This window comes from Mesorhizobium sp. INR15 (genome assembly GCF_015500075.1).
Lineage (GTDB): Bacteria > Pseudomonadota > Alphaproteobacteria > Rhizobiales > Rhizobiaceae > Mesorhizobium.
Genome location: NZ_CP045499.1, coordinates 221,427 through 245,581, shown reverse-complemented (window position 1 = coordinate 245,581; position 24,155 = coordinate 221,427). Strand labels below are relative to the sequence as shown.

19 protein-coding genes and 5 pseudogenes are annotated in these 24,155 nt (G+C 59.9%); 6 read left to right on the top strand and 18 right to left on the bottom strand.

Annotated elements, in window-relative coordinates; genetic code table 11:
• Window position 1: 1 nt before the first annotated feature.
• From GA829_RS35455 to GA829_RS35445, 3 genes are all read right to left on the bottom strand, one after another.
• Window positions 2-1,675, bottom strand: coding sequence for an NAD(P)H-dependent oxidoreductase subunit E (locus GA829_RS35455; protein ID WP_195180392.1), 1,674 nt, complete (start codon window positions 1,673-1,675; stop codon window positions 2-4).
• A 216-nt stretch (window positions 1,676-1,891) separates the two neighbouring features.
• The gene (locus tag GA829_RS35450) at window positions 1,892-2,146 is read right to left on the bottom strand and encodes a sulfurtransferase TusA family protein (RefSeq protein ID WP_195179981.1); all 255 of its coding nucleotides are present in this window, start codon (window positions 2,144-2,146) and stop codon (window positions 1,892-1,894) included.
• A 117-nt stretch (window positions 2,147-2,263) separates the two neighbouring features.
• On the bottom strand, window positions 2,264-3,520 hold the full coding sequence (locus GA829_RS35445) for a molybdopterin molybdotransferase MoeA (RefSeq protein ID WP_195179980.1): 1,257 nt from the start codon (window positions 3,518-3,520) through the stop codon (window positions 2,264-2,266).
• Between the two features lie 139 nt (window positions 3,521-3,659).
• Between GA829_RS35445 and GA829_RS35440 the strand changes: the two genes are divergently transcribed.
• Window positions 3,660-4,553, top strand: coding sequence for a formate dehydrogenase accessory sulfurtransferase FdhD (locus GA829_RS35440; RefSeq protein ID WP_195179979.1), 894 nt, complete (start codon window positions 3,660-3,662; stop codon window positions 4,551-4,553).
• Window positions 4,543-5,172 (top strand): molybdenum cofactor guanylyltransferase MobA, encoded by a 630-nt coding sequence (mobA, locus tag GA829_RS35435; RefSeq protein ID WP_195179978.1) that lies wholly within the window; start codon window positions 4,543-4,545, stop codon window positions 5,170-5,172. The genes GA829_RS35440 and mobA overlap by 11 nt, the downstream gene beginning before the upstream one ends.
• A 234-nt stretch (window positions 5,173-5,406) precedes the next feature.
• On the opposite strand, the gene GA829_RS35430 is transcribed toward mobA, so the two are convergent.
• The 5 genes from GA829_RS35430 to GA829_RS35410 all read right to left on the bottom strand — a co-directional run bounded on the left by GA829_RS35430 (window position 5,407) and on the right by GA829_RS35410 (window position 10,873).
• The gene (locus tag GA829_RS35430; RefSeq protein ID WP_195179977.1) at window positions 5,407-7,365 is read right to left on the bottom strand and encodes a molybdopterin biosynthesis protein; all 1,959 of its coding nucleotides are present in this window, start codon (window positions 7,363-7,365) and stop codon (window positions 5,407-5,409) included.
• 15 nt (window positions 7,366-7,380) lie between these two features.
• Window positions 7,381-8,505: a molybdopterin-binding protein gene (locus tag GA829_RS35425; RefSeq protein WP_195180391.1), complete on the bottom strand. Its 1,125-nt coding sequence runs from the start codon at window positions 8,503-8,505 to the stop codon at window positions 7,381-7,383.
• A 98-nt stretch (window positions 8,506-8,603) separates the two neighbouring features.
• Window positions 8,604-9,425, bottom strand: a complete 822-nt coding sequence (locus GA829_RS35420; protein ID WP_258052482.1) for an ABC transporter substrate-binding protein — start codon at window positions 9,423-9,425, stop codon at window positions 8,604-8,606.
• A 31-nt stretch (window positions 9,426-9,456) separates the two neighbouring features.
• Entirely contained in the window at window positions 9,457-10,179 is a 723-nt protein-coding gene (locus tag GA829_RS35415; protein WP_195180390.1) for an energy-coupling factor ABC transporter ATP-binding protein, read from the bottom strand.
• Between the two features lies 1 nt (window position 10,180).
• The gene (locus GA829_RS35410) at window positions 10,181-10,873 is read right to left on the bottom strand and encodes an ABC transporter permease (RefSeq protein ID WP_195180389.1); all 693 of its coding nucleotides are present in this window, start codon (window positions 10,871-10,873) and stop codon (window positions 10,181-10,183) included.
• A gap of 90 nt (window positions 10,874-10,963) precedes the next feature.
• Here GA829_RS35410 and GA829_RS35405 point away from each other — a divergent pair, with 90 nt between their 5' ends.
• Window positions 10,964-11,848, top strand: a complete 885-nt coding sequence (locus GA829_RS35405; protein WP_195180504.1) for a helix-turn-helix transcriptional regulator — start codon at window positions 10,964-10,966, stop codon at window positions 11,846-11,848.
• A 404-nt stretch (window positions 11,849-12,252) separates the two neighbouring features.
• Here GA829_RS35405 and GA829_RS35400 read toward each other — a convergent pair whose 3' ends face one another.
• The 6 genes and pseudogenes from GA829_RS35400 to GA829_RS35375 all read right to left on the bottom strand — a co-directional run.
• Window positions 12,253-12,594: a cupredoxin domain-containing protein gene (locus GA829_RS35400; RefSeq protein WP_374940453.1), complete on the bottom strand. Its 342-nt coding sequence runs from the start codon at window positions 12,592-12,594 to the stop codon at window positions 12,253-12,255.
• Window positions 12,595-12,605: 11 nt separating this feature from the next.
• The gene (locus GA829_RS35395) at window positions 12,606-13,130 is read right to left on the bottom strand and encodes a DUF4142 domain-containing protein (RefSeq protein WP_195180387.1); all 525 of its coding nucleotides are present in this window, start codon (window positions 13,128-13,130) and stop codon (window positions 12,606-12,608) included.
• Window positions 13,131-13,244: 114 nt separating this feature from the next.
• Window positions 13,245-13,697, bottom strand: a pseudogene (locus GA829_RS35390) (sigma-70 family RNA polymerase sigma factor); the annotation flags it as partial.
• 222 nt (window positions 13,698-13,919) lie between these two features.
• A complete protein-coding gene (locus GA829_RS35385) occupies window positions 13,920-14,135 on the bottom strand; it encodes a hypothetical protein (protein ID WP_195180386.1) in 216 nt (71 codons plus the stop codon).
• A gap of 225 nt (window positions 14,136-14,360) precedes the next feature.
• Window positions 14,361-15,911, bottom strand: a complete 1,551-nt coding sequence (locus GA829_RS35380; protein WP_195180385.1) for a Do family serine endopeptidase — start codon at window positions 15,909-15,911, stop codon at window positions 14,361-14,363.
• A gap of 302 nt (window positions 15,912-16,213) precedes the next feature.
• Window positions 16,214-16,636: pseudogene (locus GA829_RS35375) on the bottom strand (KUP/HAK/KT family potassium transporter); the annotation flags it as partial.
• Here GA829_RS35375 and GA829_RS35370 point away from each other — a divergent pair.
• Window positions 16,587-17,722, top strand: a protein-coding gene (locus GA829_RS35370) for an IS3 family transposase (protein ID WP_374940362.1) whose coding sequence is annotated in 2 segments (ribosomal slippage) — window positions 16,587-16,857 and window positions 16,857-17,722 — 1,137 coding nt in all. Because the reading frame shifts where the segments join, the coding sequence is not laid out codon by codon here. The pseudogene GA829_RS35375 and the gene GA829_RS35370 overlap by 50 nt on opposite strands.
• Before the next feature lie 61 nt (window positions 17,723-17,783).
• Here the strand turns inward: GA829_RS35370 and GA829_RS35365 are convergent.
• A pseudogene (locus GA829_RS35365) lies at window positions 17,784-18,470 on the bottom strand (KUP/HAK/KT family potassium transporter); the annotation flags it as partial.
• Window positions 18,471-18,550: 80 nt separating this feature from the next.
• Here GA829_RS35365 and GA829_RS35360 point away from each other — a divergent pair.
• Entirely contained in the window at window positions 18,551-19,579 is a 1,029-nt protein-coding gene (locus GA829_RS35360) for an IS110 family RNA-guided transposase (RefSeq protein WP_195180383.1), read from the top strand.
• A gap of 256 nt (window positions 19,580-19,835) precedes the next feature.
• On the opposite strand, the pseudogene GA829_RS35355 reads toward GA829_RS35360, so the two are convergent.
• The 3 genes and pseudogenes from GA829_RS35355 to GA829_RS35345 all read right to left on the bottom strand — a co-directional run.
• Window positions 19,836-20,783 (bottom strand): annotated as a pseudogene (locus GA829_RS35355) (KUP/HAK/KT family potassium transporter); the annotation flags it as partial.
• A 460-nt stretch (window positions 20,784-21,243) separates the two neighbouring features.
• The gene (locus GA829_RS35350) at window positions 21,244-22,551 is read right to left on the bottom strand and encodes a mechanosensitive ion channel family protein (RefSeq protein ID WP_195180381.1); all 1,308 of its coding nucleotides are present in this window, start codon (window positions 22,549-22,551) and stop codon (window positions 21,244-21,246) included.
• 926 nt (window positions 22,552-23,477) lie between these two features.
• Window positions 23,478-23,716: pseudogene (locus GA829_RS35345) on the bottom strand (integrase core domain-containing protein); the annotation flags it as partial.
• Between the two features lie 66 nt (window positions 23,717-23,782).
• Here GA829_RS35345 and GA829_RS35340 point away from each other — a divergent pair.
• The gene (locus tag GA829_RS35340) at window positions 23,783-24,046 is read left to right on the top strand and encodes a YMGG-like glycine zipper-containing protein (protein ID WP_195180380.1); all 264 of its coding nucleotides are present in this window, start codon (window positions 23,783-23,785) and stop codon (window positions 24,044-24,046) included.
• Window positions 24,047-24,155 lie beyond the last annotated feature (109 nt).

Genomic DNA, 24,155 nt, shown 5'->3' with positions numbered 1-24,155 from the left:
TTCAAATATCCTCGCGAAAATGCTTCAGCAAATGGTCGACCGGGTTCGGCGCCGCCTGACCTAGGCCGCAGATCGAGGAATCGCGCATCACCATCTCCAGGTCGCGCAGTCCGGTTTCGTCCAGAGGACCGTCCGTCTCCAAGAGCTGAACCATTTTCCCGGTCCCCTCTCGGCATGGCGTGCACTGGCCGCAGCTTTCATGCCTGAAGAACTTGAGCAGGTTCACGGTCGCGGCTTTGGCGCTATCTTGATCCGAGAACACAACCACGGCGTGGGAGCCGACAAATGCGCCCTGCTTGGCAAGTTCTCCCCCGAAATCGAGGGGGATGTCGCCCATCGACGCTGGCAGGATACCACCCGAAGCTCCGCCTGGCAGATAAGCCTTGAAAGAATGGCCGTCCTGCATGCCGTCGCAATAGTGTTCGATCAGTTCGCGCACGGTGATGCCAGCTGGTGCCAGTTTGACACCGGGGTTTTTCACTCGACCCGAGACGGACCATGAGCGCGCCCCCGGGTGACCATGCTTGCCCAGTCCAGCAAACCATTCCGCACCTTTTTCCACGATGTCGCGAATCCACCAAAGAGTCTCGACATTGTGGTTGAGGGTCGGGCGGCCGAACAGGCCTACCTCGGCGATATAGGGCGGGCGGTGGCGCGGCAGGCCGCGCTTGCCCTCGATGCTCTCAAGCATCGCGCTTTCCTCGCCGCAGATATAGGCGCCCGCACCGCGCCGAAGTTCTATGAAGCCAGGCGCGGCGATACCAGCGAGTTCCAGCGCCGCGATTTCGGATTTCAGGATTTGAAGCACCGCCGGATACTCGTCGCGCATGTAGAAATAAATCCGCCCGGCTTCCACCGCATGGGCTGCGATCAGCGCGCCTTCGAGCGTGCGATGCGGATCGCGTTCGAGGTAGACACGATCCTTGAACGTGCCTGGCTCGCCCTCGTCGCCATTGATCGACATTAGGCGAGGGCCTTTGTAGGAACGCACGAACTCCCACTTCTTGCCCGCCGGGAACCCGGCTCCGCCGAGTCCCCTGAGGCTGGCGCCCTGCATGATAGCGATGATTGCCCCAGTAGTAAGCTCTCCGTCGCGCACCTTCTGCAGAAGTTGGTAACCGCCGGCCGCTCGATAGGCCTCTAAGCCCGTGAAATCCGGTACCACGACTTTGGTGTCACCGAGACGAGCCATCTCCGATAGTTGCTCGGCTGTGGCATGGTCGACCTCGCGGTCGCCGATCCGAGCGGCAGGAGCCGAAGCGCAACGGCCCATGCAGGGCGCACGTACGACGCGGATAGCGGTCGGATCGACCTGCGCATTGAGACCGTCGAGAAGGTCTTCCGCGCCAGCCAGCATGCAACTGATCGAGTCGCATACCCGGATCGTCAGCGGAGCTGGCGGAGTCTCACCCTCCTTCACGATATCGAAATGATCGTAGAACGAGGCGACTTCATAGATTTCGGCCTGGGACAGACGCATATCCTCGGCCAGCGCCCGAAGGTGCTGCGCCGACAGACACCCGTACCTGTCCTGGATCAGATGCAGAAATTCGATCAGGAGATCGCGGCGACGCTCACGGCCCAGAAGCAAATCTTGGACCTCCCGGAGTGCGGTGTCGTCAAGAGCACGCCCCTTAGGTCCTCGATCGCGAGGGCGCCGAGATTGCATCGTCATGCACATTCCCTTCCGTCGAATCGTCCCAGGCAGCGACCGCTGTCAGGCACAGCTACCTAGTTTGAACTTAGCGTACTGGCCGTTCAATGCGAGAATAAATGCGACAGTTGATTGGAAAAGCGCGCCGCAAGTCGCGTCCGCAGTCTCAATATCGCGCAACAGGTTGATCATCTCGGCTTGCCCCGGCAACCCAGAGAACCGGAAGTGCCGTGCCATTCACGGGCGCTTACGCTTGACCACCGGAGCGCTCGTCTTTATGATCAGAAAGACATTGCCATTCTCGTCTCGATCAGTGCTTTCGAGGCGATCTCCCGTTTCGTTCAGAAGGTTGGGAATGTCGATGGCGGACAGCGGATCGGTGCAATGTACTTCCAGCCTGTCGCCCTGTTCGATGAAAGTAAGTGCCTTGCGCGTCTTCAGCGCTGGCAAGGGGCATTTCAGGCCCGACAGATCAAGCTTCATCGTGTTCATCTCGGCACCGTGGCAAGGACCACAGTTACCGTCAATTGGCCAAGGTGGCGCATGGTATGGGGCACAGCCGCTGCCATGAGGGTCGGCGTGCTTTGCCAATGCGCTGAATTCCTGGTGTCAGATCAGGCTCGAATAGGAAATGTACTCCACTGTGTCGCCGACCTTGATTTCGGTGGTTTCCTCGCGAAGTTCGACCAGGCCATCCGTGTCGACAAGCGATGAAAGCAGGCCGGCACCCTCTCGCGGGAACTTGGTCGCTTCAGGCAAGCCGGCTTTGCCATGGCGCAGATTGACGCGGACATATTCGCGTCGGCCCGCCTTCTTTCGATACGAAAACGCTGCTCGCACGGGGATCGGAAACACTGGTACCGATGGTGATCCTGCCAGCGCCATGATGGCAGGCCGAGCGATCAGCGCGAACGTGACGAAGCTTGCAACCGGATTTCCCGGGAGGCCGATGAACGGTATGCCCTGGATAACTCCCATTGCGACGGGGCGGCCGGGCTTGATGGCCACGCGCCAGAAGACAAGCGTGCCGACGCTCTCGACACTCGCCTTGACATGGTCGGCCTCTCCTGTGGAAACGCCGCCCGAGGTCAGGATGAGATCATGCGTCGAGGCCGCCGCCTTCAGGACCTCGGCGATTGCGGCGCGGTCGTCACCGAGAATGCCAAGGTCGGTGACGAGGCAGCCAAGACGCGAAGCCATGGCCGACAACATGAAGCGGTTGGAATCGAAAAGCTGGGCCTCTCCGCGTGCCGAACCAGGGGCAACAATTTCATTTCCAGTCGAGAAAATAGCCACCTTTACGCGCCTGGCCACCTCGACCTCGGTCATGCCCAATGCCGCAATCAAGGCAACATCCTGGGGACGAAGCCGGTGACCTGCCTTCAGCACATTTTTTCCCAGGGGAATATCCTCACCGGCGGGGCGCACATTTGAACCCTGCCTGAGACCGGGCGGCAGGATCGCATCCCCCGCGTTGTCAACAACGACGTCCTCCTGCATGAACACTGTGTCGGCGCCGTCCGGCATCAGCGCGCCAGTGAAGATGCGAATGGCTTGACCGGGCTCAATGGCCTGACGTGCAGCCATGCCAGCCTGAACATAGTCGGTAACCGGAAAGGTTTTGCCGGCCATGACCGGGATATCGGCACCACGAATGGCATAGCCGTCGACTGCCGAATTGGTGAAGGGCGGAAGCGGCAGTGGCGCCACCAGGTCGCGCGCAAGAATACGCCCGTCGGCTGTGCCAAGCGGCACGATTTCTTGCCCGTTCAGTGGAGCAAGGCGCGATGCGAGGAGCGCGAGCGTGTCGTTGACGGGCATCAGCGGGCCGCCAAACGCGAAGCAATCGTCCGAAAGTTGTGCCATTTTACAACTGTACTGTTCTACCAGCGCAAAAAATTGAGCAGCATTCCGAGGGTCGGCCTATATCATCAGAGACCAGCGGGCGAGCATTTTCAGTTTGACCTCAGCACGCAGCCCGTTCGCCAATGATTGCGAGAACACAATGCATCCTGTCAAAGTGAGTCCCAAATTGGCTGTCGTTATGCCGGATCCGGCCGCGCCGCGCCTTACCGAGAGGGTGAGCGGCATCGATCACACTGGCGCGGTTGTCGAAATCAATGTTCCTGCCGAGAGGGCGCTTACGCTTTATCTCAATGCACAGGAAATCGTCACCATGATGACGATCAACGACTATCCCGAATATCTGGCTCTCGGCTACCTGCTCAACCAGAACATGCTCAAGCCCGACGACGTTGTCACGGAGGTCGACTACGATGATGACCTTCAGGTCGTTGTCGTGCGCACCGAGCGTAACACCAATTACGAGCAGAAGCTGAAAAAGAGAACGCTGACCTCTGGCTGCGCGCAAGGCACGGCCTTTGGCGATCTCATGGAAGCGCTCGAAGAAATTGACCTGCCCGCAGCTGAACTGCGGACCTCCTGGCTCTATCAGATGACCCGTAGCATCAACACCACGCCCTCGCTTTACCTTGAGGCCGGCGCGATCCACGGCTGCGTGCTTTGCAGGGAAGGAACCCCAATCTGTTACATGGAGGATGTCGGCCGTCATAACGCGGTCGACAAGATCGCTGGCTGGATGTACCGCAACGACGTCGATCCGGCAGACAAGATCCTCTACACTACTGGTCGACTCACTTCCGAAATGACCATCAAGACGGTGCGCATGGGCATCCCCATACTCGTCTCGCGGTCCGGTTTCACCGCCTGGGGAGTGGCGCTTGCACGGGAGGTCGGCTTGACCTTGGTCGGACGGGCGCGGGGCAAACGGTTCACCGCGCTTTCCGGCGAAAAGAGGATCGTGTTCGACCAGGATCTTGAGCTGGTTGACGAAGAGCCCTCGCGGCACAGGCGCAAGGGCGGCGACAATGACGAGTGACACCATCCCAACTGTCGGCGTCGTTCTCGCAGGCGGTCTGGCGCGCCGCCTGGGTGGCGGCGACAAACCGATGCGTGAGATCGGCGGACGCACCATCCTCAGCCGCGTGATCGAGCGGCTCGCACCCCAGTGCGACAGTCTGATCCTGAACGCCAATGGTGATCCCGAACGCTTCGCCGCGTTCGGATTGACGGTCATTCCCGACACAGTGGCGGAATATCCCGGGCCTCTTGCGGGAGTGCTTGCGGCACTCGACTGGGTGGCCGCCAACAGGGCCGACGCAGAATGGATTATCAGCATTCCCGGGGATTGCCCGTTTCTGCCGCGCGACCTTGTCCATCGGCTGCAGGGTGCGCGTGTCGAGCAGAACGCCCAACTCGCGGTAGCGGTGTCGGGCGACCAGGCACATCCTGTGGTCGGTTTGTGGAGTGTCGCGTTACGCCATGAACTGCGGTATGCGCTCGTCGAAGAAGACGTACGGAAAATCGACCGCTGGACCGAACGGTATCGGCTCGCCAAAGTGTCTTGGCCGATTGAGCCCTTAGACCCGTTCTTCAATGCGAATACGCCGGAGGATATAGCCGAAGCTGAGATGCTGGCGGATCTGGTTGACGATTAGGCCAACCGATTCCGCAATGGGGGCAGAGGGTGAACGAGCTTCGTTTTGTTCAGTGAGTGTGCATTGAATGTTCTTGTGTTGCCCACGCGCTGGTCGACGAGGACCTGCGCAAGATCGATCTTTGGAGCGCTATCAGGTCGCCACCGTGACGTGGCCAATAAAGCTGGTCGATCCCTTTTCAACGCCAATACGCACCAAAATCTTTCCGAGGCAGAGCGACTGGCGCTGGTTGATTCAGGCCGGGCGGAAACCCGCCTCTTCGATCGCAACGCGGCCTGCGGGTGACTGCAACGCGGCCAGGAATGCCTGCACGGCAGGCCGCGACTTGCGCGTCGAGACCAATACAAAATCATAGTGCTCTTCGGTCAGCGCAATGAAACCGAGGCCAGCAGCGCGGGCGACGGGCTCGATAGTGATGCCCCAATCGGCGCGCTTTTGCACCACCGCTGCCGCGACGGCATTGTGCGAGCGCGGCTGGTTCCAGTAACCGTCCGGGCGCGCAGGACCGAGCAAATTGTCGATCAGAATGCGGGTCCCGGCACCTTGATTGCGGTTGACCATCAGGCAGGTCGGATCGGCAAGGGCCGCAGCAAGCGCATTTTCGACGGACTTGCCCTCGAAGCGCGTATCGCCCGGCCGATAGATGACGCCCTGCATGCGCCGCCAGCCGGGCACGAGTTCGAGCCCCTCGCTCAGAAACGTCGCGTTGTAGGTCTGGGTCTTTTCGTCGAGCAGATGGATCGGCGCCAGGTCGCATTCGCCGCGCCGAGCCGCCGCCAGTCCGCCAAGACTTCCGACGGCAAGCGATCGGGCGGACAGCCCCCCGCGCGCGAGCGGCGCCAACACCGAGTCGAGCCCGGTACAATGACTGCCTATGATGACGAGATCAGGCACCCGCACATGCGGTGTAAATAACGTTACCTCGACCGACGAGCCGGCAGGCATGTGGTCGGCCAGCGCTTCAATGCGCACGAACCCGTCTGCCTGCGCAAATGAGGTGACCGCGCCTGAGCCTTTGCCCGTCGGATAGGCGACCAGGCCATTTTCCCCCTCGACAAGTGAAACCATGACGAATTCGGTGCGACCGAGCTCTGAACTGATGCGCAGCGGAATTTTGGCCGTCACCTGCGTCTCGGCTCTCGGTGGCAGGCCGGCCATGCGACGCAGCACCGGGACGATCATGTCGTGAAAGGTAAACATCGCCGACGTCGGGAAGCCTGGCAGGATAACGACGGGCTTGTTGTCGCAGACTGCAAGGCAAAGCGGCTTGCCTGGTTTCAGCGCTACGCCATGCGCAATGATACCCGGCTTACCGAGGCGGGAGATGATGCGATGGCTGAGATCGCCAGCCCCTTTCGAAGTGCCGCCAGACAAGATCAGCATATCGGAAGCTTCAAGCGCATCACGCATGGCCCTTTCGAGCCGAGCTTCGTCGTCCGCAATCGCGCCGAAAAACAGGGGTTCCCCACCGTTTTCCGCGATTGCCGCACTGATGACCGCGCCGTTGGCGTCGTAGACGGAGGCGGGGCGCAAAGGCTCGCCGGGCTGGACGAGTTCGTCACCGGTCGACAGGACCGCAACGCGAAGCTTGTGTGCAACAGTGACGCGCGAAATGCCGCAAGTGGCCAGCATGCCGATTTCCCGCGAGCCGACCTGTGTCCCCGTGCGTAGCAAGACCTCGCCGCAAGCGATGTCCGATCCGGCGTAAGACACGAATTGGCCAGGCGAAGCACTGCGCCGAATCTCGATGGCCTCATCTCCCGCAGGCTGGGTATGTTCAACCATCACGACAGCATCCGCGCCGCGCGGCAGCGGCCCACCGGTCGCGATTGAGGTTGCGGTACCAACCTCCACGCTCTCCGCGGGTGCCACGCCGCAGGCGATGATTTCCTTATTCAACGATAGGCGCACGATGACTGCTTCCGACGCGGGCGCGACGTCCGCGGATCGCACGGCAAAGCCATCGACATTTGACCGGTCGAACGGCGGCGCGTCGACAGGCGCCACGATATCGCGTGCGAGCGCCAGGCCTAGCGCGTCGGCCAGCATGCACTCTTCCTGGAGCAGGTCGCGCGGAAACAGCGCCGCTTCAAATCGGGCCATCGCTTCCTCGCGCGACAAGATGGTCAGGAACTGATCTTGACCAACCCCTTGGTTCGGGCGCGAAGCTTGTGTCTCAAGAGATCTGGTCATGCTGGCGAACCTATCTCAGTTCATGCGCAGCAGAAAGGCTTCGACCGGCATTCCCGCGGCATGGCCTTCGCTGTCGCCCGCAATGAGAAGCCAGGCATCGGCCATACGAAGATGGTCCAGCGACAGGTCGCCGACGCCAATCGGCAGCCAGCCGGATTGCTCCTGTCGGACCAGCACGATCTCGGCAATACCGACAGCCGAGGATATCTTGCGCGTCAGCGGCCGCGCGGTGGTGGGCCTAGCTGTGAGGCCAGTCAGACGATCGAGTATCGGCTGCACCAGCGCGTGATAGACTGCGAAGGCCTGATCGGGCGCGCCGGGCAGCGCTATGATCGCAACGGCTCCCAGTTTTCCGATTGCCGCGGTGCAGCCTGGTCGAAGGGCAATGCCGTGTGCGATCAATGCACCGCGTAACGACAAGGCCTCGGCGGTGGCATCGAAACGACCGAAGCCGGTACCGCCGACGGTGACGACCATGTCGCATTGGTGGACGCTCAGTGTCTCGGTGATGGATCGGGCGTCGCGCGCGGCCATCTCGACCGAAACGCATGCGCCCGCGGCTTTCATCAGTTCGGTGATGAACTCGGCCGTCAGCGAACTGCCATCGGTCGCCGCCACGTCGATCAGGCGGACATTTGGCGAACGAACGGCAACCGTCTTGGCCCCAGCGGCGCGAGCGGCCAGAAGATCAGCGGCGCACAGTTGGCGGCCGGCGATGACGACAGGTCGGCCGGCGGCAATATCCTCTCCGGCTCGACGGATGCCCTCGCCGGGAATCGCATCCGTAAAGGCTTGTGCGATTGGGCCTATCAACTCGACCAGATCGGCTTTCAAGACGCAGTCGCAGCCATCGGCAAGCGCTTCACCGGCCTCGACCCACGCCGGGGCGTTCATCAAAGGAACTGGCGAATAGGGCGAGGCACCGGCAATATCGAGCGAACGCAGCGCCCAGCCATCGATGGCGGCCCTGTTGCGCTCAGGCAGCGGATGAACAAGCGCTGCCGTCTCAGCGCCGATGCGACCGCGCGCCTGCTCAAGTGGCACTGATATGGGAGCGACCGCGACCAATCCGTCGAGCAGTTCGGCGAGCGCCGCTTCGAGGCTGGTCAGAACGCCGTTCGAAGGCTGTATTCTGCTCATGCCCGATGATTGGCCGTCTGCACCCCGAATTGCAACCTGCACCGAGGCAGGTGGGATGATCCTCCCGCCCCGATGGGGCGATTCGCGCGGCGCTCCGATCAGGACGGGTCGTGTTTGGCGTCGGGGAAGAACAGTTGCTGACCGTCAATCTTGTAGCCGGCGATTGCCTTCTGCCCATCCTCGGAAACGAGATAGTCGATGAAGGTCTGGCCGAGATCCGCCTTCACCGTCGCAAATTTCTTCGGATTGACCAGCATGACGCCATATTGGTTGAACAGCCGCTTATCCCCCTCGACGACGATTTCCAGATCGTCGTGGTTCTTGAACGAAAGCCACGTGCCGCGGTCCGAAAGGACATAGGCGTTCATCGCGCCGGCCGTGTTCAGCGCCGCGCCCATGCCTTGGCCGATATCGCGGTACCACTCGCCCTTAGCCGTATCGATATCGATGCCGGCTTCCTTCCAGAGCTTCAATTCCGCGATATGCGTGCCGGAGTTGTCCCCGCGCGAAACGAACGGAGCCTGCTTGGCGCGGATTGCGTCGAAGGCGGCGGTGATGTCCTTGGACCCCTTGACGCCGGCCGGATCGCCCTTGGGGCCGACCAGTACGAAATCATTGTACATCACGTCGTAGCGCTTCACGCCAAAGCCCTCTTCGAGAAATTTCAATTCCTGCGCCTTGGCATGCACGAAGACGACGTCGGCATCGCCGCGTCGTGCCGTGTCGAGCGCCTGCCCGGTACCTTGCGCAATCACCTTCACTTCGATGCCAGTCTTTCTTTTGAACAGCGGCAGAAGGTAGTCGAACAGGCCCGAATCCTGGGTGGATGTGGTCGATGCGACCATGATCGACTTGTCCTGCGCGACAGCGGTGACGCCGCCCACCGCGAGAAATACGGCAGCGACGAAAGCTGAAACGATACGATGGTTCAACAATGGAGGCTCCTGTGCATTAGATGACGAGATCGCCGCGAACGAATGCTTTTGCCTCGCCGGTTGATGGACGATCGAAAAAATCAGCGGCGCTGGTGCACTCGCAAAGGCGGCCGCGAACAAGAAACATCACATCGGCGGCTAACCGTCGCACCTGACCCAGATCATGCGAGGCCATGACGATTTTTATGCCCGACTGCGCCGCCATCAGGATGATCGCCTCTACGGCACGGGTGGCGGCTGGATCAAGATTTGCGGTCGGTTCGTCAAGCAGCAGAAGCTCCGGCTCCCGCACGAGAGCGCGCGCAAGCGCGACACGCTGCTGTTCTCCACCCGAAAGGCGCCTTGCAGGACGGCTGGCGAGCTCCAGCATGCCAACGCGGGCGAGCACATCCTCCATGCGCGCAGTGCGCAGTTTGCGCGGCAGACCGGACCCGCCAAGACCATAGATGACATTATCGGCGACCGAACGGCGCAGCATCACCGGCCGCTGGAACAGCATGGCCAGGCGAGACGGGCCGTGCGAATGGCGTCCGCCCCAGCTGACCTTGCCGGCAGAGGGTGTGACAAGCCCCATGCAGAGCCTAAGCAGGGAGGTCTTGCCGGAGCCGTTCGGCCCCACTACGAGCGTCGGAGCCCCCGGTGCGAGCGACAGGCTCACACAATCCAGGATAGTGGTTCTACCGGCTTGCAGCGAAACACTTTCGAACCCGACTGGGAGATCGCTCGACAGGTCCCGCATCTCAACCCTCCCGCTGTTCCGACCAGAAGCGCACACCCCAGGCGGCTGCGTTAATCATGAGGATGAGTGCTATCAGGATCAGGCCCAGCCCCATCGCGAGCGGCAAGTTGCCCTTGGATGTCTCGAGCGCAATTGCCGTGGTCATCGTGCGGGTGAACCCATCGATATTGCCGCCGACGATCATCACTGTGCCGACTTCGGCTGAGGCACGACCGAATCCGGCCAGAAGGGCTGTGATGAGACTGAAACGGCTGTCCCACAAAAGCGTTGCCATGCGCCCTCCCGGACCAACATTCATGGCGGTCAGTTCGTCACGATATTCGAGCCAGAGATCCTCGATTGTCTGGCGCGTCAGCGCTGCAATGATTGGCACAACCAGCAAGGCTTGCGCGATCACCATGGCCAGCGGCGTGAACAGAATCCCAAAAACGCCGAGCGGTCCTGACCGTGACAGCAGAAGAAACACCGTCAGGCCGGCAACCACCGGCGGCAGTCCCATGAACCCGTTAAGAAGCACGATCAGCGCGGTGCGGCCGCGAAACCGCGTCAGTGCAAGCAGCGCGCCGAGCGGCAGTCCGATCACCATGGCGATGGCCACCGCCGACAGACTGACGACCAGCGACAGCCACACGATCGCGTAGAGCGCTGCGTCGCCGCCAATGATCAGCTGCCAGGCGCTCGAACTGTCGAACATTTTCTTGTCTCCAATCGGGTTTTGTCTGCAATGATTCCCGTTCTGTCAAACAATTGAACCTGAACAGGAATATGCATAATAATGCAGGTGATGGACCTTCTCACCACCTCCGAAGCTGCGGATTATCTGCGCCTGGGCGAACGCAAGCTCTATGAACTCGTTGCCGACAATGCGATCCCATGCACCAAGGTGACCGGCAAATGGCTATTCCCACGCCATGAACTCGACCGATGGGTGCTTTCCGGCCTGGCGCATCCAGCGGGGATGGTTCCGCCAAACCCGCCACCGATCATCGGCGGCAGCCAGGACGATCTGCTAGAATGGTGCCTGCGCCGTTCTGGATCAGGGTTGGCCTCGCTGAGCGAAGGGAGCGAAAAAGGCGTCGAGCGTTTGCTGCGAGGCGAGGTAGCGGCCGCCGCCATCCACTTTCATTCCTCACAAGAGGATGGGGAGATGGCAAATGTGACGGCCGTGCGATCCACACCGCGCCTGCATGACGCAGTCGTGGTGGCCGTTGCCCTTCGCGAACAGGGTCTCCTTCTCGCCCCCGGCAATCCAAAGGGACTGCACTGCGTTGCAGACATTCTGAAAGGCAACGCGAGGATGGCCGTAAGGCAGAAGGGGGCGGGGGCGCAGATGCTGCTTGAGACGTTGCTGGCGCGGGCCGGCGTGAGCCCATCGCAACTGAACCGGCTCGAGCCGGCTTGCCTGACAGGGCCCGACCTTGCCGCCGCGATCCGCGCGGGTCGAGCAGATTGCGGTATCGCAACCCGCTCGGCGGCCCGCGCTTCCGGTATCGATTTCGTGCCGCTTCTGTGGGAAGAATTCGATCTGGTGATGCGCCAGCGCACCTATTTCCAGCCTTCAATGCAGGCATTGCTCGGCTTCATCGCACGGGGCGACATGCCACTTCGCGCGGCGGAACTCACCGGCTACGACGTAACCCCAGCGGGAACCATCCGCTTTTCCTCTTGACCGAGGAGTAATAGTCGATGGCGTTCCGAACGCCAAGCCGCTTGATCGAAGTAAAAGCAGGCCATTCGAGCAAAGGGTGGCGCGGCGGTTTGGATTAGATGGTTCCTAACTGACCCAAGAGCTTTGTGGTTGGTTGCCTGTCTGGCCGGTGGCCAGGTTTTGCTCCACCGCATTGAACGCAGCACCGGCCGGCGGATTGCTATCAGCCGATAGCTATCGCCGTTCAGTGACAGGATATGGGTGTGATAGGCGGGCCGATCGAGCACCGCGCCGAAGCGCGGGGTGCCTCGCCTCTGCACGACCCGCAAGAAGGCCGCTGGCCGACCGCCCAAGGCAAGGCGAGATGATGGACGATGTAATCGAGGCGCGCGGTTTGCCGCGCCCAGCGCGCCAGCACATCCGGGTCAAAGCGCTCGGTGAATGTCCTCCGATCGCACAGCAGCCACCGCGATGTGGCGCTTCATGTTGGGGTGGAAGCGGCAGAAATAGTCGACCGGTCCCGCAGCTTTCAGTATCAGGCTCGCGGATTTCTTCGGCGGGATCATCACCTCCCAGCCACCCCTCACGGTGGCAGTGTGGGCGAACACGTCCTTGTTCACCCACACGATCGTATCGCCGACCTTCGCCTCGACAGGCGCCGGCGAGAACACAAGCTTGTCGATGGTGACCTGGATGGTTTCTGCCTTCACCGGCGCGGCAACGACTGTCAGCGCCAGTGCAATCCAAAGATGACGTTTCGGCACCATCAGCGCCGGCCTCATTTCAGCATACTGGCGACGTGTTCGGCATGCTGCTCATGGCCCTGGAAAATCTTCAGGCCGGTCTCCAGCAGGCTCTTCAACTCGGCATTGCTGGCCGACGGGATAAGCAACGTTTCGAGCGCGCCGTCGACCTGCTTGTGGTAAGCGACCTCGTTGTCGACATAGGCCTTGTCGAAGGCGGCTCCGTCGAGCTTGGCAAGCTTGGCCCGTTCTTCTGTGGCGGCCTTGGTCAACACCTTGCTGGTGGCGTTGTCTTCCGGTGTCACCTTGAGTTTCTTGACCAGGTCGAGCGCCTGCACGTTCACCGCCTCATGGTCGCGCACCATGTCGTTGGCAAAATTGAGAACCTCCTTGTTCTTCGACTTCTTGAGCGCTTGCTTTGCTGCCTCTACATCGATCACGCCGGCTGTATAGGCGATGTGGGCGATCTGAGGGTCGTTCGGTTTGTCGGCGGCTTGCGCGAGCGGGGCAGTGCCGAGCAGCAGCATGGCGACCAGGGCGGCTGTGTGACGAATAAGCATGACATCTCCTTCGCCCGGATGCGCAAATCGCATCGGGCATCGTTTTCAGTTGACGGTCATTGGATGCGCGACAGCGGCAAACGTTCCCGCCAAATCAGCTGAATCCGGCCAGGGTCAGCCTACCAGGCCGAGCCGCTTCATCACGGCGGCGGTCAGCCGTTCGCAGCGTCGGCCGGCGAAGGGGAAGGCGTCGAGCAGCACCGGCCCGATCTGGTCGTCCAGCGCTTTGCGCAGCAGGGCGCGGGCGCGATGCAGCCTTGTCTTGACGGTTTCGGGCCGCACGCCGAGCAGTTCTGAAGTCTCTTCAATGCTCAGGCCCTCGATCACCCGCGCCACGAACACCATCCGGTAGAGATCTGGAAGGCTGTCGGTCGCGCGTTCGACAAGGGTCAGGATCTGCCGTTGCGCCATCGTCCGCTCCGGATCGTCGCTAGGATTTGGGCGAAGGCCTTGACGTAGGCCTCCTGGACAACATCCTCGGCCTCGCCATCATTGCGCACCACGCCGCGCGATGCGGTAAAGCCGCTGGTTGTGCGTCTTGATGATGGTATGGAAGGCAGCACCGTCAAGCCCGTCAGGCTGATATCAATGATCCGCAGGCTCTGACTGGATTCGAAATGGACGAACTTTGAAACCGTAGCGCAGGGCAACACCAACCTCGCGGCAAGGCTTTCCGGTGGCCATTAACACCTTCGCGGTCGCAGCGCTGTTTCGCTAGGCGCGCATGGCCTTCGAAAAATTCGGGTGCGGAACCGTTTTCCGGCGTCCGAGGCTGAAATGAAATCGAAACTAACAGAACTCAAATTTGCCGGTCGGAGAGGATCGGAACACCGCAGGCGGCGCCTTTTTGGTTATCAGACCTTCAATGTCGGCATCGGAACGCTCGGTTCCAGTTTTGTCCCGGAGCATGTTTATTGCTGCTTTTATCGACAGAGGGTCGCCACGGTGGCTGCCCAGCAATTTCTCAACCGATGCTGCCAAATTAATGCTCTGATTCGATGCCATGTCTTACCTCCTTCAGCTTCAACTCTGCCAGATCGGCTTGAATACGAGCTGTGACCATCCGGAAAGCTCCGCAGGTTCAAGATAATTTTTACATTTGGGTGTTCTTGGCAATTTTGGCAACGCAGCGTCAACCGCTGGATCGAGTCCATCTCGCCACTTCGGCCTACTTTCCCATGCGGCGACCCGTTTATTTGAGCCGCCGCACCGGAAAAGTCGAAGCTGTGATCAGCTCTTGGCGACAGGCAGCGCGACGAACCGGTTGCTGTCGTCGTGGGTGATCTGCATCAGCACCGCCTTGCGTCCGGATTTCACCGCCTCGGCCATCGCCTTGGCGAAGTCTTCAGTACCGTTCACCTCCGCCGCGTTGACGGTCGTGATGACGTCGCCCGGCTGAATGCCGCGATCGGCCGCATCGCTGTCGGGGTCGACATTGGTGACGACAAGGCCCTTGCCGTTGTCCGACCTGGTGACGGTGAGGCCGAGACCGGCAAGCGTGTCGGGCTTGGCCGGTGCCGCCGGCTGGTCGCCGGCCGAAGCCTGCTTGTCGGTCGACGGCAACTTGCCGAGATCGATCTTGATCGACTGGATTTTGCCGTCGCGCCATACGGTGACATCGATCGACTTGCCGGGCGCATAAGCGCCGATCAGGCGGGCGAGTTCCTTCGGCGAGGCAACGTCCTTGCCGTCGACCTGGGTAATCACGTCACCGGACGTGATGCCGGCCTTTTTGCCTGGACCATCGTCCTGGGCGCTGGAGACAAGAGCGCCCTTTTCGGACTTCAGGCCGAGCGATTCGGCAATGTCGGCGGTCACCGGCTGGATCTCGACGCCGAGCCAGCCGCGCTGCACGGTGCCACTCTTCATCAGACCCTGTACGACCTCCTTTGCCGTCGAGGCAGGAATGTCGAACGCAATGCCAACACTGCCGCCGGACGGCGAGAAGATGGCTGTGTTGATGCCGACGACCTGACCGTTGAGGTTGAAGGTTGGGCCACCGGAATTGCCGCGGTTGACCGAGGCGTCGATCTGAATGAAGTCGTCATAAGGACCAGCGCCGATGTCGCGGCCGCGTGCCGAGACGATGCCGGCGGTGACGGTGCCACCGAGGCCGAACGGATTGCCGACGGCAACCACCCAGTCGCCGACGCGTACCTTGGAATCATCGGCGAAGTCGACATAGGTGAACTTGCCGACACCATCGACCTTGAGCACGGCCAGATCGGTGCGCGGGTCGGTGCCGACCAGCTTGGCGTCGAGCTCCTTGCCGTCATTCATGACAACGGTGAAGGCCGAGCCTTCCTCAACGACATGGTTGTTGGTGACGAGATAGCCGTCATCGGAGATGAAGAAGCCCGACCCCTGGGCTACCGGACGCGGCTGGTCGTTGTTGTGGTCGCGGCGGCCTAAGCGGCGGTGACCCTGGTCCTGGCCATTCTGGTTGCCAAAGCCGCGGAATTCCTTGAAGAAGCGGCGCAACTGCGGATTGTCGGGCAGGTTGTTGAAGCCGTCAGGGCTCTGCATCTGGTCGGAACCGTCATCGGAGGCCGGATCGATCTTGGCCTTGACCTTGACGCTGACGACGGCCGGCGAAACGCGCTCGACGACATCGGCGAAGCCTGGAATCTGCGGCGCCTCAACACGCACGGCATCGGCCAGAACGGGGGCGGTTCCGGTGGCAAGGGCGCCGAAGCCTACGGCGCCGGCGAGGGCCAGCGACCCAGCGGCGGCCAACAGACGCCTGCGGGTGGCGGAATAGGAATTGGGGGCAATATTCATGGGTCTCGTATCCTCTTTGCAAAGGGACGCGCTTTGAATGGCATCCTCGGGCAAGCAGAATTAGAGAGGCGCACATTACGGCACCATGTCCAACGCATGAAACTTTTGTAACGTCGAATGCGACCAATCCCACCTGCAACTTAGCCGATATCCCGATTTTCCTGGATGAGCGTTGTTGTGCGATTGGGCAGCGGATAGCTGGATGCCCCCCAACCTTTCCGAACGCGGTCCTTAAGAGGTCATCTCATACGGCAAGCGCGCGCGGCCAACTAATTTATTGCTGTGACAACCGTCGTTGACCTTTAGATTATGATCTGTGATCCGATCTCGACGACGCGGTCAGCCGGAATTCGAAAATACTCGGTCGCGTCGGAAGCCGTGCTCGCCAGAAAGATGAAAAGCCTGTCCTGCCACAGTGGCAGCCCAGAATCGGGCGATGCTTTGAGGGAGCGGCGCGAGACGAAGAACGATGTGGCCATAATGTCGAATTTCAAACCCTGTTTACGACAAATGGCCAAGGCGCGGGGGATGTTCGGCTGCTCTATGAAGCCAAAAGTGACGATTATGCGCGTGAAGAGTTCGTTGACCGGCTCGATGCTGATCCGGTCTTGAGGTGGTGCCGGATTTTGAGACAGGGGCATAAGGTGGATCGCCCGATGAAGAGGACGATCCAGTATGAAGACACGCAGACGGTTTACGGCCGATTTCAAGGCCAAGGTTGCGCTTGAGGCGATCCGCGGCGAGCGGACGATTTCTGAACTGGCGACGAAGCATCAGCTTCACCCCAACCAGATCACGCAGTGGAAGCGGCAGGCCATCGAGAACCTGGCCAAGGCGTTCGACGACAAGGCCGCGGATGCGCAGGTCGGCCGGGAAGCCGAGGTAACGAAGCTTCACGCCAAGATCGGCCAGCTCGTGGTCGAGCGGGATTTTTTGGCCAAGACCTTCGATCGCTGAGCCTGGATCGGAGGAGAATGATGATCAATCCCGATCACCCACGGCTCTCGATCCGCCGCCAGTGCGAGCTTGTCTCGATCTCGCGGGCGTCATTCTATCGACAGCCCGTCGACGAGACGCCCGAGACCCTCAAACTGATGCGCGTCATCGACGAGGCCTTCATGGAAATGCCCTGGTATGGCTCCAGACAGATGGCGCGGCATCTGCGGCGTCAGGGTTGCTGCGTCGGCCGCAAGCGGGTCCGGCGGCTGATGCGCAAGATTGGCTTATCGCCGATCTACCAGGCGCCGAAGACCAGCACGCCGCATCCTCAGCACCGCATCTATCCCTACCTGCTGCGGCACCTGGCGATCGAACGGCCGGACCAGGTCTGGTGCGCCGACGTGACCTATATCCCGATGCGGCGCGGCTTTCTCTACCTCGTCGCCGTCATGGACTGGTTCAGCCGCAAGGTGCTCGCCTGGCGGCTGTCGAACACGATGGATGCCGACTTCTGCGTTGCCGCGCTTGAAGAGGCGATCGCCCGCTACGGCAGGCCCGACATGTTCAACACGGATCAGGGAAGCCAGTTCACCAGCTTCGCCTTCACGTCGACGCTGAAGGACGCTGGGATCCGCATCTCCATGGACGGGCGCGGCCGCTGGATGGACAACGTCTTCATCGAGCGGCTATGGCGAAGCCTCAAATACGAATGCGTCTTCCTCAGCGCCTTCGAGACCGGCAGCGAGGCGCGCAAAGGCATCGGTTCCTGGATTGACTATTACAATCGGCTGCGCCCGCACTCTACCTTCTCCGGCAGGACGCCCGACGAGGTCTATGCTATCGCAGAAATGACGGAGCTATTGGCGGCGTAGAAACAACCCCGATCCACCTTAGCCAAGCCGCCAAACTGTCTCACCAAGCGGGACCACCTCAGTCTCGATCGGCGACTCGCGGCACTTCGGCTGTCACAACGCTCATGATGATGTTTTGTTCGTGCAGAACTCTATAGTGCTTCAGGCTATGCATCATCGCCGCAGGTGCACTTTGCGGATCGCTGGTCAAGAAGATCGCTGTGCCCAGCACAAGCGACGGCGGCTTCTCGGCCAGCTTTGTCGCCAGCTGTTCAAGCGATATTTCACTTTTCCGCGTTTTGTCGAAGAGGTATTTGGTGCCGGTGATCCAGGTCGACATGATCAATCCCATGACGCAAGCGACACCGACCGACACCCATCCGCCCTCAAGGACCTTGACGGCATTGGTGAGTAGAAAACCCGCATCAATAACGGCGAAGAAAAAAATCAGCGGCAGCACGACCGCTAGCCCCCACCGCCAGCGACGACGCATGACAAACAGCAAAAGGATCGTTGTTACCAACATTTCGCCAGTGACCGAAATCCCATAAGCGGAAGCCAGCGCGCTGGATTCTCGAAAGCCTACAACCAGCAACATCACCCCGATAGCGATCAGGAAATTCACGCGAGGAAGATAGATCTGCCCAGCCTGTGTCTCCGAGGTGTGTCTGATCGTGAAGCGTGGAAGCATATGCAATTGCACCGCCTGGCTTGTTAACGAAAACGCGCCCGAAATCACAGCTTGGCTGGCAATCACGGTAGATGGGGTGGTTGCCGCCTCCCCAAACCGCATCGCCATGTGTCAGGATGTGGTGTTGAGCCCAACGAGCGAAAAGGACGGCAACCGTTATGAACGATTTGATGATTGGCGTGGATTTGGCAAAGAATGTCTTTCAACTGCACGGCGCGTCGATGACCGGGCAGGTCCGGTTTCGAAAGAAGCTATCGCGGCAGAACCTTTCCGTTTTCATGGCGGAACACCCACCGGCGTTGGTGGTGATGGAAGCCTGCGGCAGCGCGCATTACTGGGCACGCGAACTGGTCAAGTTTGGCCACGAGGTGCGGCTGATTGCGCCGCAGTATGTGAAGCCGTTCGTAAAACGTCAGAAGAATGATGCAGCGGATGCAGAAGCGATAGTGATTGCGGCCCAGCGACCCGAGATGCGCTTTGTGGAGCCGAAATCCGAAGAGCAGCAGGCACGTGCAGTGCTGTTCCGCAATAGGGAACGCCTTGTCCACCAGCGAACAGAGTTGGTGAATGCGCTACGCTCATGTCTTTATGAATACGGCCACACCGTCCCGCAAGGCATAGCTCAGGTCAAGCGCATCGAGGAGATCATCGATGCGCCCAACAGTGACCTGCCCGAGCTGGTTAGAGAAGAATGCCGGGACCTACTCAAACAGATCGTAGAGAAGACAGTTCGAATTGAAGCCAGGACGAAGAAAGTCATAGCCCTAGCGGCTGAGGCCGACACGGCTCAACGGCTGCAGACGATGCCAGGAGTTGGCCCGCTAACCGCACTGGCAGTCGAGGCTTTCGCGCCGGATATGGCCAGCTTTAAGCGCGGCCGGGACTTTGCGGCTTGGCTTGGGTTGGTCCCGCGCCAGCACTCATCTGGAGGAAAGGAACGGCTTGGACGGATATCAAAGGCGGGGCAGACAGACATTCGCCGGCTGCTAATCATCGGGGCCATGTCGAGACTGAATTGGCTGGGGCGCAGATCAATCCCTGATGGGTCGTGGTTGGGGCGGATGCTGGCGACCAAACCGAGAATGCTCGTGGCGATTGCTTTGGCAAACAAGATGGCGCGCGCGATCTGGGCCATGCTGACGAAGAAGGAAGATTATAGAGATCCGGCGCAGGCTGTAGCTGCATGATCCAGATGCGGAATACAGCCTGACGCAGGTGAAGGGGAGCAAGAAGTCGACGGCCTGAATGGGCAAAACGATCGAATAGATCTGGATTGGGGAAACCAGCCCCGCCGCGAGTGCATCAAAGCTCGTACGGTAGATTTGGACCCAGTCCGCAGATCACCATACCGGCCAGCGGCAGGTGAAAGGCCGTAGACGAAGGCCTGACACAAGACCGCACTCGATCGCCCGTCCAAAAAGCACAAAGATCTCTTGCATTCCAGGCGGCAACCACACAAGCGGCGGTCGCCAATATTACGCCCGGGACCAGGAACCATTCGGGCAACATGTTAAAGAATGGATTGGATGCGTTACCGCCCATCGACATGACGAAGGCGCCTTGCCCAAAATAATTCAGCAAAAGACAGGGAAACACGATGGCCAGCCAGGCCAATACGATAGGTCTTCGGCCAAAATGACCGAGATCTACATAAAGTGCCTCAGCTCCCGTGACCGCCAGGAAGACGGACCCCATCGTCACAAAAGCGATCTCGGGTTGGGCCGTCAGATAATGGACCGCGTAATATGGATTGACCGCGAGCAATATTGACGGAGCATCGGCTATATGGGTCAGGCCGGATAGTCCAAGCACGAGAAACCAGATCGCGGTCACCGGGCCGAACACGTTTGCCACCTTGCCCGTGCCAAACCTTTGGGCGAACATCAACACCGCCAAGATGCCCAACGTGATGGGGATCACAAAGGAGTCCATGCCGGGCGTTATCACCTTCAGTCCCTCGACAGCTGACAGGACTGAGATTGCTGGTGTGATGATGGCGTCACCAAAAAACAGCGATGCTCCACAAGCGCCAAGCACCAAAATGAGTTTCGCGTGGGCCGTCCTCTTTCCCCTCGCAAGCGCCATCAGCGAAAGTGTTCCACCTTCGCCGTTGTTGTCCGCGCGAAGAACGAAGGTCACATATTTGAGCGTCACCACGATCAGCAAAGCCCAGACGATGAGTGAAAGCAGCCCAAATACGTTCATGTCGGAAACCGAAGGACCAGCTCCTCCAGCTGACGCGTGGAGCGCTTCGCGAAAGGCGTAGATCGGGCTTGTTCCGATGTCCCCGAAAACGACTCCGAGGGCGGCAAGCACTAGCTTCGGTGTCGACGCGCCGGCAACCGGGTGCGGTGCATGGTCGGACGATGCCCCATTGGTGGAAACGTTCATGCCGCTGGCGGCTTTTTAAAGCCGGCCCTAGCGTACCTCAAATGCGAAAACATCGGGTTTTCAACGATAGGCTCTACGGAAAAAATCAATTTCAACATCCTAACCGAGTTGGGCAAGTCACTCGCACTCGGCCAATCAGATTCCAGTAGGTACCGGAGAGCTTCTTTGCAGACGCTGTCGCAGCAGTAGGATAACAAAAATTGCGCGAGAATCTCATGGTTGATCCGGATTAGTAACGGCAGCGGGTTCACTTGAACAGGCATCGCTATGACGTGCGGATCAGTGCGATCCATGATCTCCAAGACACTGGTTGCGCTGACAGCGGCTGCTTTGTGTCAGCCAATGCGTTCTGGAGTGAGTTGGTAGCCTATTACTCAGTCGGATCATCACAGGATCTTTGCTGTATATAGCGCTAGCACGCGTGCTGGAGAAAGCCGGCGAGGGCATGGGACGGGCGAGTTTAGCCTGCATCGCGACCAATCGGGGGGTGGGGGGCTCGCCGGAAGATGACTTCGCGATGCGGATATGGTATCTGAATACCGTGCTCCTTGAATGTGTCCCATAGGGCCAACAGCACCTTGCCCCGAACATTCGTGAGCCCCTGCTGTGGATCGTGGATCCAGAAGCGCAGGACGAAGTCGAGCGAGGATTCTCCGAACGCAGTAAGCCAGCACACTGGTCGCCTGTCGGCTTCGACCCGGCCGACCGTGATTGCGGCTGCGATCGCAAGTTCGCTGACGAGATGCGGATCGGCCTCGTAGGATACTCCGAAGTGCACGTCGAGACGGACCAGATTGTCGCTAAATGACCAGTTGACCACTTGCTGGGTGATGAAATCCTCATTTGGAATGAGGTACTCACGACCATCCCTGGTTACCACCGAGACAAATCGCGCCCTCAGTTCCCGGATCCAACCGAAGGTTTCGCCGAGCGTTATCGTGTCTCCGGGTTTTATCGACTTGTCGAGCAGGATGATGACGCCCGAAATGAAATTCGAGACTACTTTTTGCAGACCGAAGCCAAGGCCGACGCCGATAGCCCCGGAAAATACCGTCAGTGCGGTGAGGTCGACGCCCACCGCGGACAGCGCCATGCCACCAGCCAGGATGACCAATCCGATCTTGAGCACCTTGCCGATCAAAACGCGGATCGACGGCGTCAGCTCTTCCGATTGCTGCAGCCGCTCATCGACATAGTTTCCGGTCACGACGGCCAGCCAAATCGTCGCGGTAAGCAGCAGCACCGCTTTGAAGAGGGTAAGCACGCTCAGTCGAACGTCACCGATCGGCATGGCAAGGCCGTCCAGAAAGATCGCCACCTCGTCATGGATGCCGAGAATAACAAGTGCCGCGTAAATCCAGGCAAACCAGCCGATCGCACGAGCGACAAGCCGATTGCGGATGATGCGGGAAAGCACTGACACAAATAGCCAGGCCAGCGACAGCGACAAGGCTATTCTGACCAAATGACTTCGGCTCGGCCAAGTCGTCGCTCGCAAAATCGTCAGCGCTACAAAGAGCAGGACGACAAAAAGAATCCAGTCCGTGCGCCGCATCAGGGCGACAACCACACGCAAAAGGCCCGGATGTCCCCTGACCTTGCGCGCTCGCTGCTCTAAGCCAAGTTCCACCCGACTTGCCGCTAGCCTGGCAAAGGTGAAAAGCGCCAGGATGATCACGAGCTGATACAGCGACCAAACTTGCGCGAGTTCGGCAAGCTGGACTTGGAGCCAAGCCAGAATTTCGAAAACCAACCCTTTGATGTCCATGCGTTCAGTTTAGACGGGATCGCACGGCCGGCAAGCATCGAGGAATGGTTTCTAAGTGGAGGCCGCAACATCAGTGAGGCAGACGCGTGTCATAAGGCGGCACTTGGAGAGTGCGCGGTCGCTCTACCGGTTCGCTATTTGATGATTGAATGCTGCAGAAACGCGGGCGAGGCGGGGCCTTCCGTGCAGGCCGGCAAGTTCGTCGCCATGCGCACGTCTGCATGCGCCCGGAGTTCCCCGGTTGGCCGCAAGCAAAACGCCGGCCTTGTAGACGCGCGCTTCACGGCAGGGGGCGAAGATGTGCTCCCATTCGTGGCGAGATGGACCATCGATCGGATAGACCGATCACACTACCAATGGGGGAGAAACTTCAACATGTCCGACCATTTTCATGTTGCGAAGCCCGCTCGCTCGAGCCAGCGGGGCTTCGCTTTGCCAGGCTTAATATAAGCCGCTAGAATCATGGACCTCTCGGCTATCTGCAGACGCGAACTCTTTTAACGATCCAATGATGATGCCGCCAATGCTTGGTTACTTTCACAAAGCAATGGCCACGATGGTGACGCCACTGGCGCCAATGTTCGCGATTATGGTGCCTCATGCCCATATCACCACTATTCGTCGTGATGACCACGCTCGCTGCCGATGCGGGATTGAAACCAGACGTCACGGCCGAGACTGCCAACGCGACTGCCAGAACGATGCTTTTCACGTATTCACTCCATAGTTTTGGATGTCCCTCATCTTCAATTCACTCGTAGGGAAAATGTTCCAAAGGGCGCAGCACCATCGTCGCAGGTGACGGGAGCCGCCATCGAGCAGCTGTGTCGGTTTAGGTTGTTACCCTTTTACAACGCGAGTGCATTAACGGATAGAGCTACACGCTATATCAAACTGATACATCCACGGGCTGATCGGTGTTACGGCTACTCTCGGGGTGAACGATAGCCGAGCGCCTTGTGCGGACGAAAGCTGTTGTAGTGGCCGATCCACAATGGAAAAGCTTTCCATGACGGTTATGGCGTCGGGCAGCTGCGAGACGCGACCATGGTCACGCGATGAGGTCGCGCACATCCTCGCCCTTGATGCCCTCGGTGGTGGCGACATGGGCCTCGCGGTCGCAGTCGAGCGCGGAGGCGACGCGCACCTTCTCCCCGTTGTCGCAGCCGATGGATCGAAAAACTCATTGGCGCATTTATTCTCCGGCTAATTAGAGCCTCAGGAGAGAACAATGAAGAAGACATTGCTGATCATGAGCTTGCTCATTCCACTTGGGGCATGTTCCCAGACTGAGAAAGGCGCCGCAGTTGGCGGGTTGGGTGGTGCCGCGATTGGCGCGGCGGTAGCTGGCGATCCTGTGCAAGGGGCTGTCGTTGGGGGCGCAGTCGGTGCGATAGCCGGCGCGGTAATCGGTCACGCCAGCGAGGCCGGGCAATGCAGGTACCGCGATCGTCATGGCCGCGTTTACATCGCACGCTGTCCAGACGGCTATTGATCTCACTTCGCGTGGTCGTAAACGATCACGCGCCGCCCTGTGGCGATGCGACATGCGACACGATCATCAGACCGGGGCCGATTCTGCCGCTTGAAGCGACCCGCCCGCG